The 12,137-nt window shown below is 62.0% G+C and carries 10 protein-coding genes; 6 read left to right on the top strand and 4 right to left on the bottom strand.

Going from position 1 to position 12,137, the window contains the following annotated elements; genetic code table 11:
• The first annotated feature begins 13 nt into the window (after positions 1-13).
• The 4 genes from ACZZ0K_RS03330 (at position 14) to ACZZ0K_RS03315 (ending at position 5,564) form a co-directional block, all read left to right on the top strand.
• Complete coding sequence (locus ACZZ0K_RS03330; RefSeq protein WP_125917718.1) at positions 14-1,774, top strand: ATP-binding protein; 1,761 nt, start codon at positions 14-16, stop codon at positions 1,772-1,774.
• Entirely contained in the window at positions 1,774-3,102 is a 1,329-nt protein-coding gene (locus ACZZ0K_RS03325; RefSeq protein ID WP_258707125.1) for a sigma-54-dependent transcriptional regulator, read from the top strand. Before ACZZ0K_RS03330 ends, ACZZ0K_RS03325 begins: the two co-directional genes overlap by 1 nt.
• A 377-nt stretch (positions 3,103-3,479) precedes the next feature.
• Positions 3,480-4,799, top strand: coding sequence for an MFS transporter (locus tag ACZZ0K_RS03320; RefSeq protein ID WP_024014128.1), 1,320 nt, complete (start codon positions 3,480-3,482; stop codon positions 4,797-4,799).
• A 135-nt stretch (positions 4,800-4,934) separates the two neighbouring features.
• Complete coding sequence (locus ACZZ0K_RS03315) at positions 4,935-5,564, top strand: flavin reductase family protein (protein ID WP_071173402.1); 630 nt, start codon at positions 4,935-4,937, stop codon at positions 5,562-5,564.
• Here the strand turns inward: ACZZ0K_RS03315 and ACZZ0K_RS03310 are convergent, their stop codons facing one another.
• Together ACZZ0K_RS03310 and ACZZ0K_RS03305 are read right to left on the bottom strand one after the other, a co-directional pair.
• On the bottom strand, positions 5,565-5,807 hold the full coding sequence (locus ACZZ0K_RS03310) for a hypothetical protein (RefSeq protein WP_041479831.1): 243 nt from the start codon (positions 5,805-5,807) through the stop codon (positions 5,565-5,567).
• 43 nt (positions 5,808-5,850) lie between these two features.
• Entirely contained in the window at positions 5,851-6,204 is a 354-nt protein-coding gene (locus ACZZ0K_RS03305) for a putative quinol monooxygenase (RefSeq protein WP_056789930.1), read from the bottom strand.
• A gap of 396 nt (positions 6,205-6,600) precedes the next feature.
• Here ACZZ0K_RS03305 and ACZZ0K_RS03300 point away from each other — a divergent pair, with 396 nt between their 5' ends.
• The gene (locus ACZZ0K_RS03300; RefSeq protein WP_016773445.1) at positions 6,601-7,530 is read left to right on the top strand and encodes an AraC family transcriptional regulator; all 930 of its coding nucleotides are present in this window, start codon (positions 6,601-6,603) and stop codon (positions 7,528-7,530) included.
• Positions 7,531-7,776: 246 nt separating this feature from the next.
• Here ACZZ0K_RS03300 and ACZZ0K_RS03295 read toward each other — a convergent pair whose 3' ends face one another.
• Positions 7,777-9,228: an aldehyde dehydrogenase family protein gene (locus tag ACZZ0K_RS03295; RefSeq protein WP_258707126.1), complete on the bottom strand. Its 1,452-nt coding sequence runs from the start codon at positions 9,226-9,228 to the stop codon at positions 7,777-7,779.
• A complete protein-coding gene (locus tag ACZZ0K_RS03290; RefSeq protein WP_463558969.1) occupies positions 9,225-10,862 on the bottom strand; it encodes a 5-guanidino-2-oxopentanoate decarboxylase in 1,638 nt (545 codons plus the stop codon). Before ACZZ0K_RS03290 ends, ACZZ0K_RS03295 begins: the two co-directional genes overlap by 4 nt.
• Before the next feature lie 218 nt (positions 10,863-11,080).
• On the opposite strand from ACZZ0K_RS03290, the gene ACZZ0K_RS03285 reads away from it, so the two are divergent.
• On the top strand, positions 11,081-11,962 hold the full coding sequence (locus ACZZ0K_RS03285; RefSeq protein ID WP_056789943.1) for a LysR substrate-binding domain-containing protein: 882 nt from the start codon (positions 11,081-11,083) through the stop codon (positions 11,960-11,962).
• Positions 11,963-12,137: the final 175 nt, after the last annotated feature.

Raw genomic sequence — 12,137 nt, 5'->3', positions numbered from 1 at the left:
CCTTTCATCCAGCATGCTGCCGACTTCCCGTACCCTGCGTCTGTCGTTGTATTCCCTGCTGATCATCGCCGGCACGGTCATTGCCGCGACGCTCGCGATGCGCCACGCGGAACGTCAGGCGCTGGAAGAAGACGCCGCCCGCGCCAATCAGCAACTGGGGTTGTACGCCAACTCCTTGCACACCCTGATCGACCGCTATCGCGCCCTGCCCGCCGTACTGGCGCTGGATCCGCAATTGCGTTCGGCCCTCGCCGGCCCGGTCGATGCAGCGCAGCAAGCGGCATTGAATGTGAAGCTGGAAAAGATCAACGGCGCCGCGCAATCCTCGACCCTTGAACTGCTCGATCGCACCGGCCTGGCCGTGGCCGCCAGCAACTGGCGCTTGCCCAGCAGTTACGTTGGCCACAATTACGGCTTCCGCCCCTATTTCAGCCAGACCCGCACCCAAGGCACCGGGCGTTTTTACGCGGTAGGCGTGACCAGCGGCATTCCCGGGTATTTCCTTTCCAGCGCCGTACTTGGCGACAACGACGAGTTTCTCGGCGCGATGGTGGTCAAGCTGGAGTTTCCCGAACTGGAGCGCGAATGGAGCCAGGGCAGCGACACGCTGCTGGTCAGCGATGCACGCGGGATCATCTTTATCGCCAATCAGCCGGGCTGGCGTTATCGCGCCTTGCGGCCGTTGAGCGCTGATGATCTGGCCGAGATCAAAACCACCCGCCAGTACGACAAGCAATCGCTGCTGCCGCTGACCCATTTGCCGCTGCGGCGCTTCGATGACAACAGCGATCTGCGCCGGGTCGAAGGTCCACAAGGCACGGCGGATTATCTGTGGGAATCGCTGCCGCTGACGACCGAGGGCTGGACCCTGCACCTGCTGCGCCGTCCGCAAGTGGCCTTCGAGGATTTGCGCAACGCCGCGCTGGCCGCCGCTGGCGTGTGGCTGGCGCTGGTGTTCCTGTTGTTGTTCCTCAATCAGCGCTGGCGGCTGGCCAAGGTCCGTCAGCGCAATCGTGAAGAACTCGAGCGCCTGGTCGAGGAGCGCACCCGCGACTTGCGTACCGCGCAGGAAGGTCTGGTGCAGTCGGCCAAACTCGCCGCGCTGGGGCAGATGTCTGCGGCGCTGGCTCACGAAATCAATCAACCGCTGACCGCCCAGCGCATGCAACTGGCAACCCTGCGCCTGCTGCTCGAACATGGCCGCGTCGATGACGCCTACAAGGCGCTGAAACCGGTGGACGACATGCTCACGCGCATGGCCGCCCTCACCGGCCACCTCAAGACCTTCGCCCGCAAAAGCCCGAGCGGCTTGCGCGAACGTCTGGATCTGGCGACGGTGGTCGATCAATCGCTGCAACTGCTCGATGCGCGACTGCGTGACGAACAGGTCAGTCTGGTCCTGCATCTGACCCGCCCGGCGTGGGTACGCGGTGATGCGATTCGTCTGGAACAGGTGTTGATCAATTTGCTGCGCAACGCGCTGGATGCGATGCAGGGTAAAGCCTGCAAGCGTCTGGAAATCCGTCTGGAGGCTGATGAACAATTGTGGCGGCTGAGCGTCAGCGACAACGGCGGCGGCATTGCCGAGGAACATCTCGGCCAGGTGTTCGATCCGTTCTTTACCACCAAACCGGTGGGTGACGGTCTGGGCCTGGGGCTGGCAGTATCCTTCGCCATCGTGCATGAATCCGGCGGACGCCTGAGCGTCGAGAATGGCGACCACGGCGCGGTGTTCAGCCTGACCCTGCCAATCGATCTGGAGGCACACATCTGATGCTCGACTCGGTGATGGTGGTCGACGATGAAAGCAGCATTCGCAACGCCGTTGAACAGTGGCTGAGCCTGTCGGGGTTTCAGGTGCAATTGTTCAGCCGCGCCGAAGAATGCCTCGCCGCGCTCCCGGAACATTTTGCCGGGGTGATCCTCAGCGACGTGCGCATGCCCGGCATGGACGGTTTGCAATTGCTCGCCGAAGTGCAAAAGCGCGACAGCGATCTGCCGGTGATTCTGCTCACCGGCCATGGCGACGTGCCGATGGCGGTCGAAGCCATGCGCGACGGCGCCTACGACTTTCTGGAAAAACCGTTCAGCCCGGAGACCCTGCTCGGCAGTCTGCGCCGGGCGCTGGACAAACGCCGCCTGGTCCTGGAAAACCGCGCCCTGCACGAACTGGCCGACAATCGCGCGAAGCTCGATGCAACATTGCTCGGCGTGTCCCGTGGCTTGCAGACATTGCGTCGGCAAGTGCTGGATCTGGCGACGTTGCCGGTCAACGTGCTGATTCGTGGCGAAACCGGCAGCGGCAAGGAACTGGTCGCGCGTTGCCTGCATGATTTCGGCCCGCGCGCCGGCAAACCTTTCGTGGCGCTGAACTGCGCGGCGATCCCGGAGCAACTGTTCGAGGCCGAGCTGTTCGGCCATGAGAGCGGCGCGTTTACCGGCGCCTCGGGCAAGCGCATCGGCAAGCTGGAATACGCCGATGGCGGCACGCTGTTTCTCGATGAGATCGAAAGCATGCCGCTGGCCCAGCAGGTGAAATTGTTGCGGGTCTTGCAGGAGCAAAAGCTTGAGCGGCTGGGGTCGAACCAGAGCATTCGCGTTGATTTGCGGATTGTCGCGGCGACCAAACCGGACCTGCTCGACGAAGCTCGCGCCGGGCGTTTTCGTGAGGACCTGGCTTATCGCCTCAACGTCGCCGAACTGCGCCTGCCGCCGCTGCGCGATCGCCGCGAAGACATTCCGTTGCTGTTCGAGACCTTCGCGCAGAATGCCGCTCAGCGTCTGGGCCGGACCTTTCCGCCGTTGACCGGTGCGCAGCTCAGTCACCTGCTCAGCCATGACTGGCCGGGCAATGTGCGCGAACTGGCCAACGTCGCGGAACGTCAGGTATTGGGGCTGGATGAACCGGTCGCCGGAATCGATCCGGGGCAATCGCTGGCGGCGCAGCAGGAAGCCTTCGAAGCGCAATGTCTGCGCGCGGCGTTGACCCGGCACAAGGGTGATGTGAAAGCCGTGCTCGAAGAACTGCAACTGCCGCGCCGCACGTTCAATGAAAAGATGCAGCGGCATGGGTTGAGTCGGGAGATGTTTCTGGCGGAGTGAGGCAGAGATTTGTGGTGTAGCTGAAATCCATCCCCCTCACCCCAGCCCTCTCCCCCAGGGGGGCGAGGGGGAGGGAGCCGATCTCCATGCTTTCCCGAATCTGTATTCGACTCGATATTGCAGGTCGATGTAACCCACGAGAACACCTCGGTCAGTCCCCTCTCCCTCTGGGAGAGGGCTAGGGTGAGGGGCTTTTGATCTTCACGCGGTAAGCGGAAATCCGCTCACTCAGCCCAATCAGTCGGCACAAATCCGCTCACTCCTCCCCGCTACCCCCTCTAAACCGGCCCCTCACCCCTTGGCACACCTCCTGCTATAGCCCTGGCAGGCTGCGTTCCGACGCGCTCCACAAAAACAATTAAACGAAGGATCCTTCAATGGATAACTCCAACGCCCTGCCCCTTGGGTCGGCTGCCGTGCCGGCCAAACCGAGAACCACCGCCAGCCGGATCAAATCGATCTTCAGCGGCTCTGTCGGCAACATGGTCGAGTGGTACGACTGGTATGTGTATGCCGCCTTCTCCCTGTACTTCGCGAAAACCTTTTTCCCCGCCGGTTCCACCACTGCGCAACTGATGAACACCGCAGCGATCTTCGCCGTGGGCTTCCTGATGCGTCCGATCGGTGGCTGGCTGATGGGCATGTACGCCGACAAGGTCGGGCGCAAGAAAGCGCTGATGGCCTCGGTGTACCTGATGTGCTTCGGCTCGCTGCTGATCGCCCTGAGCCCGAATTATGAAACCATCGGCATCGGCGCGCCGATCCTGCTGGTGTTCGCCCGCCTGCTGCAAGGCCTGTCGGTCGGCGGCGAGTACGGCACCTCGGCGACTTATCTGTCCGAGATGGCGACCAAGGAACGTCGCGGCTTCTTCTCCAGCTTCCAGTACGTGACCCTGATCTCCGGGCAGCTCATCGCCCTTGGCGTATTGATCGTGCTGCAAAACATGCTGACCACCGAACAGCTCTACGCGTGGGGCTGGCGCATCCCATTCGCCATCGGTGCGCTGTGTGCGGTCGTGGCGCTGTACCTGCGTCGCGGCATGGAAGAAACCGAGTCGTTCACCAAAAAAGAGAAATCCAAGGAAAGCGCCATGCGCACCTTGATGCGCCACCCGAAAGAGCTGTTGACCGTGGTCGGCCTGACCATGGGCGGCACCCTGGCGTTCTACACCTACACCACCTACATGCAGAAATACCTGGTGAACACGGTCGGCATGAGCATCTCCGACTCGACCACCATTTCCGCCGCCACGCTGTTCCTGTTCATGTGCCTGCAACCGATCATCGGTGGCCTGTCGGACAAGATCGGTCGTCGCCCGATCCTGATCGCCTTCGGTGTGCTCGGTACGATCTTCACCGTGCCGATCCTGATGACCCTGCACACCATCCAGACCTGGTGGGGCGCGTTCTTCCTGATCATGGCGGCGCTGATCATCGTCAGCGGCTACACCTCGATCAACGCGGTGGTCAAAGCCGAATTGTTCCCGACCGAAATCCGCGCCCTGGGCGTTGGCCTGCCGTACGCACTGACCGTGTCGATCTTCGGCGGCACCGCCGAATACATCGCGCTGTGGTTCAAGAGCATCGGCATGGAAACCGGTTACTACTGGTACGTCACCGCGTGCATTGCCGTGTCGCTGCTGGTGTACATCACCATGAAAGATACCCAGAAGCATTCGCGGATCGTCACTGACTGATCGCACCGCATCGCTGGCAGGCCACAAAATCTGTGTCCTGCCACGAACCCTACGGGGTCTCGCGTCTGGCTGGAAATATGCGCTGGGTCCTTGCACTATGGCTGCATCCGAATGCAGCTCAGGAATCCGCTCCCCATGCCCGATGACATCCACTTCTACGAACCCGCCAACGGCCACGGCCTGCCTCACGATCCGTTCAACGCCATCGTCGGCCCGCGCCCCATCGGCTGGATTTCCTCGCAGGATGCAGAAGGCCGACTCAATCTCGCGCCGTACAGTTTCTTCAACGCCTTCAACTACGTGCCGCCGATCATTGGTTTTTCCAGTGTCGGGCGCAAAGACAGTCTGAACAACATCGAGCAGACCGGTGAGTTCGTCTGGAACCTCGCCACCCGCCCGTTGGCCGAGCAGATGAACCAGAGCTGCGCGATGGTCGCGCCCGAGGTCAACGAGTTTGAACTGGCGGGGCTGACGACCGTAGCGTCAAAGGTGATTTCGGTCCCACGGGTCGCCGAAAGCCCGGTGTCCTTCGAGTGCAAGGTCACGCAGATCATCCAGCTGCAACGCGCCGATGGCGAAACGGTGCCGAGCTGGCTGATCCTCGGCGAGGTGGTCGCGGTGCACATCGCCAAATGGCTGCTGAAGGATGGCATCTACGACACCGCCGCCGCACAACCGATTCTGCGCGGCGGCGGGCCGGCGGATTATTTCCAGCTGGGGCCTGAGGCGCTGTTCAAAATGTGGCGCCCGGGGGCGCAGAAGTAATTACCAGATCAGCTCGGCGTCATCAGTGACGCCCTTGAGCTTGTCCAGTTCGTTGATGGCTGCATCATCGGCAGCAATGGCGCCGGGGAACACCTGCTCATTGAGCAATTTGTGAAAGCGTGGGGCGCCGCCATCGACCAGGGCCTTGACCGCGATCGCCGCGTAATAACCCTTGTTGCCGCCCAGCTCGACGGGGACGACTGCGGAGACTGCTTCGAAGCGTTCAAACTCTTTACGTGCCATGTCGCGGATCCTGGCTCAATCAAATAAGCCGGACATTAAACCCTCAACCGGCGAGTTTGTGTATCGGCGCCGCGCATTGACCGAGGGCCTGCGCGGCGGAAACGTCCCTGAAGGTGTGGAAGTCGAGGCTGTTGACCACCAGGTCCTGGACCAGCTCAGCGAAGACTTCCATCGACGGACTGTTGAAATACGCCGTCATCATTTGCTGACTGCTCCAGTAGCCGCTGACCAGCCACAGGTCGGCGTCGCACTGCGATTGTTGCAAGGAAAAACTCAGACAGCCGGGCGCCGCGCGCGAGACTTCGATCAATGCGCTCAGGCGCACACCGAGTTCCGCCGAACGCCCGGCCTGGGCACGAACGAAGGCCATATGACTGACAGGCATTTGCTTGGACATGATCAACCCTCCATGAAATCGCGTGGCAGCCGGGGGACGGGCTGCGACTGAAGCAAAGATTAAGGGCCGGGCCGGCTGCCCCGTTAGTCGATTCCTGCCTTCGCGTTGCACAATCCTGCGAGACTGCGCAGACGACCTGTAACAACCTGTAAACCCGCGCAACACGTCTGTCATACGCGTTTTGTGTAGGAGCTGCCGAAGGCTGCGATCTTGTGCTTTTGCCTCGAAGATCAACGGATCGCAGCCTTCGGCAGCTCCTACAGAATCGTATGGCGGGAGACCTGTGCGCACCTGCGGGCAGAATCAGGCAAGCATTTGGCAGAATGTGTCTACCGCCGCCGCTTGCACAAACATATGCTCTGCTGCATTCCCCCTCACTTGCCGAGGATGCCGTGCATGACGTCATTCGATCGTTTTCAAGCCGAACCCAGCGCCGACATGGAAAAGCAGCGCGCGGAGCTGGCGGCGATCATCCGCCGCAACACCAGCGACGATGGCAGCTACCAGACCGCGATCGGTTCGCTGGTGATGTCGCGCCACACCCAGTCCCATGACTTTGCCCCGGTGCTCGCGCAGCCGGCGCTGTGCATCATGGCGCAGGGGCGCAAAGAGGTGCGCCTGGCCGACGAGTTCTTCAACTACGACCCGCTGAATTATCTGGTGGTGTCGGTTTCGATGCCGCTCAGCGGGCGCGTGGTCAATGTCTCGCCGGAAGAACCGATCCTCGCCGTGCGCCTCGACATTGATCCGACCGAAATCACCGCGCTGATCGCCGACGCCGGCCCGATGGGCGTACCGACGCGGCCGACCGGACGTGGTCTGTACGTGGAAAAAATCGACAGCGCCATGCTCGACGCGGTGCTGCGTCTGGCCCGGCTGCTCGACGCACCGAAAGACATCGCCATGCTCGCGCCGCTGATTCGCCGGGAGATTCTCTATCGCCTGCTGCGCAGCCCACAGGGCCATCGTCTGTATGAGATTGCGATTGCCAACAGTCAGAGCCATCGCATCAGCCAGGCCATCAAATGGCTCAACGGCAATTTCGAGCAACCGCTGCGCATCGATGATCTGGCGCGGGAAGTGAACCTCAGCGTGTCGACCTTGCATCACCGCTTCAAGGCGATGACCGCGATGAGTCCGTTGCAGTACCAGAAGCAGCTACGCCTGCAAGAAGCACGGCGGCTGATGTTGACTGAAGGGCTGGAAGCCTCGGCGGCGGGGTATCGGGTGGGCTATGAAAGTCCGTCGCAGTTCAGCCGTGAGTACAGCCGACTGTTTGGTGCGCCACCGTTGCGGGACCTGGCGCGGTTGCGGCTGTCGGTGTAACTCCATAGAAGCCCCTCACCCTAGCCCTCTCCCAGAGGGAGAGGGAACCGATTGGGGGATATTGGAGAGGTTCATCGACTTGCGATATCGGTGCTGAATCCGGAATCAGCCAAGCCAGGCCAACCCGCCGTTGGATTGATGACCTTCAAATCCATAATCGACTCGGTTTTTCAGGTCGACGGAGAACGCAAGACACCTCGGTCAGCTCCCTCTCCCCCGGGAGAGGGCTGGGGTGAGGGCAGGCTTCTACACCGCTCGCACGACGTGCTTGATCTCCTGAAACGCCGCCAACCCCCAGGGCCCCAACTCTCGACCGACACTGCTCTGCTTGTACCCACCCCAAGCCGTCTGCGGGAAGATCACCTGCGGAGCATTGATCCACACCAGCCCTGCCTGCAAGGCATTGGCCACGCGATCCGCCGTTGCAGCATCGCGCGTCACTACACTCGCGACCAGGCCGAACTGCGTGTCGTTGGCCAGCGCAATCGCCTCGCTCTCACTGGCGAAACCGCGCACACACACCACCGGGCCGAAAATCTCTTCGCGCCATAACGCGCTGTCCAGCGGCACGTCGGTGAACACCGTCGGTTGCAGAAAATAACCGCGCGGCAAATCCGCCGGACGATTACCGCCGCACACCAATCTCGCCCCGGCGCTCAAACCGCGATCAATATGCCCAAGCACCCGCTGGTACTGCGCCTGATTGACCAGCGCGCCCATCTCCACATCCGCATCAAACGGATCGGCCACTCGAATCGCCTCTGCGCGCTTTTGCAGACGCTGAAGAAACTCATCCATCAATTCCTCGGCAACCAGCACCCGACTGGTGGCCGAGCACATCTGCCCGGCGTTGAAGAACGCCCCGCCACAAGCCAGTTCCACCGCCAGCTGCAGATCAGCATCCGCCAGCACCAGCAACGACGATTTGCCACCCAGCTCCAGGCTCACACCCTTCACGGTTTCGGCAGCGCGTTGCATTACCTGCACGCCAACCGCATTGCTGCCAGTGAAGGAAATCTTGGCGATGCGTGGATCGGCCGACAACGGCGCGCCCACCGCCAGACCAGTGCCGCAGACCAGATTGAACACGCCGTCGGGCAGCCCGGATGCAGCGATGATCGCGGCCAGTTCCAGCTCCGGCAGCGGCGTCACTTCAGAAGGTTTCAGCACCACGCAGCAACCGGCGGCGAGCGCCGGGGCGAGCTTCCAAGCGGTGGTGACCATGGGGAAATTCCACGGCACGATCAGCCCGACCACGCCGCACGGCTCGCGCCGCAGGCGCGCACTGAAATCATCGCTGGGCAACGGCACGTTGCTGTCCTGACCGGCATCGAGGCCTTCGGCGAGTTCGGCGTAATAGTCGAACGTGGCGATCACGTCATCGACATCGATGGCCGCTTCGAACTGCGGTTTACCGTTGTTGCTCGACTGCAGGTTCATCAAGTGATCGCGACCGTTGCGCACGCCGTTGGCAATGTTGCGCAGGATCGCAGCGCGTTCGGCGCCGGTGGTTGTCGACCAGTGTTTGAACGCCTCGGTCGCCGCGCTGATCGCTTGGTCGACGGCCTGTTCGTCGCCGCCATTGACGGTGGTCAGCAGCGCTTCGGTAGCGGGGTTGATCACCCGCAGATGTTCGCGCCCGGCCGACCATTGGCCGTTGATGTAGAGGCCATCGAGGGTGGTGGGAAAGATGATCATTGGGCCACCGCCTGCATCCACTGGTTCTGGTCGATTTCAATTAGCGTCGGGCCTTGCCGGTCCGTCGCCTCGCGCAGCGCTGCGCGCAATTCGTCGATATTGCTGATGGCTTGCGCGGCGCAACCGAGGCCCTTGGCCACGGCGACGAAGTCCGGGGTGTAGATGTCCACGCCAACCGGTTCGATGGCGCGGTTGACCATGTACTTTTTGATCTCCTCGTAACCCTGGTTATTCCACAGCAGCACGATCACCGGCACCCGTGCTTCAACGGCGCTGGCCAGTTCCGGCAGGGTGAATTGCAAGCCGCCGTCACCGATCAGGCACACCACTGGCGGGCGCGCGCCGTTATCGAGTTGTCCACCGAGCCACGCCCCTATCGCCGCCGGCAACGCATAGCCGAGGGTGCCGTAACCGGTGGATGCGTTGAACCAGCGACGTGGACGCTCGGGGTTGAACGTGAGGTTGCCGGTGTACACCGGTTGCGTGGAATCGCCGACGAACACCGCTTCGGGCAATTCGTGCAACACGGTTTCGAGGAAACGCGTCTGCGCCAGCGTTGGCGCATCCCAGCTCGCCGCCAATTCATCACGCAGACGCGCGGCGCGGACTTGGCCCCAATCATTGCGGCGCTCGGCCAGCGGCTTTTGCGCCAGCGTGCTGAGCAAGGCTTGTGCGGCGTTGCGCGAATCAGCGACCAGTGCGACGTGCGGCGGGTAGTTGCGCACGGTCTGATCGGCATCGATGTCGATGCGCAGCAGCTTGCCGGGAATCTCGAAGCCGCCGGCGAAAGTGACGTCGTAATCGGTCTCGGCCAGCTCCGTGCCGATCGCCAGCACCACGTCGGCTTCAGCGACCAGTGCGCGGGTGGCGACGAGGCTTTGCGTCGAACCGATCAACAACGGATGGCTGGTCGGCAGCATGCCTTTGGCGTTGATGGTCAGCGCCACGGGAGCGTCGAGCAATTCGGCGAGTCGCGTCAGCTCCGGCGCCGCGTCGATAGCACCGCCGCCAGCGAGAATCAGTGGACGTTGCGCGCTGGCGAGCATTTCGCTCATGCGGTGCACGGCAGCCGGTGCGGCGCCGGCGCGATCGATATTCACCGGCAGGCTGGCGAGCAATTCATCGGCCTCTTCCACCAGCACGTCCAACGGAATTTCGATATGCACCGGTCGTGGTCGTCCGGCCTGAAACAAGGCAAACGCACGGGCCAGCACCACCGGCAATTCGGCAGCGGACATCAGCGTGTGCGAGAACGCTGCGACGCCGCCGACCAGTGCGCTCTGGTTCGGCAGCTCATGCAACTTGCCGCGCCCACCGCCCAACTGACTGCGCGACTGCACGCTGGAGATCACCAGCATCGGAATCGAATCGGCGTAAGCCTGGCCCATGGCCGTGGTGATATTGGTCATGCCCGGGCCGGTGATGATGAAACACACACCGGGTTTGCCGCTGGTACGCGCGTAGCCGTCAGCCATGAACCCGGCGCCCTGTTCATGACGAGGCGTGACGTGGTTGATGCTTGAGCGGGCAAGGCCTCGGTACAGCTCAACGGTATGCACACCGGGGATGCCGAACACCTGCTCGACCCCGTAATTCCCCAATAGCTTGACCAGTACTTCGCCGCACGTTGCCATATTGATTGCCCTTTCATTCACTGAACACTCCCTGTGGGAGCGAGCCTGCTCGCGAATAAGCGGTCCAGCCAACATCCGTGTCGAACCTTGAACCGTCTTCGCGAGCAGGCTCGCTCCCACAGGGTCCGTGGAGTGCCCATTGGAACGGTGCGCAACTGGCAGCAACAATCGATTAAAAGTCATACTAGCCATGTCCCCACGTCATACCTCGGATCGCCATGAAACGCCTGCCACCCCTGCCCGCTCTGCATACGTTCTGGATCACCGCGCAATGCTGCAATTTCACTCGCGCCGCCGAGCAGTTGCACATCACCCAGGGCGCGGTGAGCCGGCAGATCGCCGGGCTGGAAGAACAGCTCGGTTATCCGCTGTTCATCCGTCTGGCCCGAGGTCTGGCGCTGACGGCCGAAGGCCGCGAATGGCTGCCACAAGTGGAGAAGGTTTTCGGGCTGATCAGTGAAGCGACCGAGCAGATCGGGCTCAAACACCAGACGTTGCAACTCAAGGCCCCAAGCTGCGTGATGCGTTGGCTGCTGCCGCGTCTGCTGCAATGGCAGAAGGAACGCCCGGACGTGCCGGTGAAATTGACGGCCTCGCTGCAACACGGTGTGGATTTCCAGCGCGAGCAATTCGACGCCGCGGTGATCTACGGCCCGCCGCCGGACAATTCGCCAGGCGCACTGCATCTGTTCGACGAGCAACTGACACCGGTCTGCTCGCCGCAACTGCTCAAAGGCTCGCCGGCGCTGAATTCACCAAAGGACCTGCAGGAACACTTGTTATTGCACCCGACCCACGACATTCAGGACTGGTCGGTGTGGCTCGACGCGGCGGGATTGCGACTGGGCAACCTTGGCAGCGGGCAGCATTTCGAAACGCTGGATCAGGCGATGTCGATGGCCTCGCACGGCACGGGGGTGGCGATCGGGGACTGGTCGCTGATTGGTGATGATCTGAACGCTGGACGACTGGTGATGCCGTTTGCGTTGAAGGTGAAGACGGGGCTGGCGTATTACGTGGTGGTGCCTGCTGGAGCCGAACCCTCGCCGCAACTTGAGGAGCTGATGCTCTGGCTGGTTGAGCAGGCTCATTTGCGCTGAAGCCTCTCCCCTCACCCTAGCCCTCTCCCCAGGGAGAGGGAACTGATTGGGGATACTCAAGAAATTCATCGACCTGACACAGCCACGCCGAATCCATAATCGACACGGCCGTTCAGGTCAATGCGTGACCCAAGACAACTCGGTCGGCTCCCTCTCCCCGGGAGAGGGAACTGAT

The organism is Pseudomonas sp. AC255 (genome assembly GCF_979258175.1).
The sequence above is the reverse complement of the archived record's forward strand: the minus strand, read 5'-3'. Positions and strand labels throughout refer to the sequence as shown.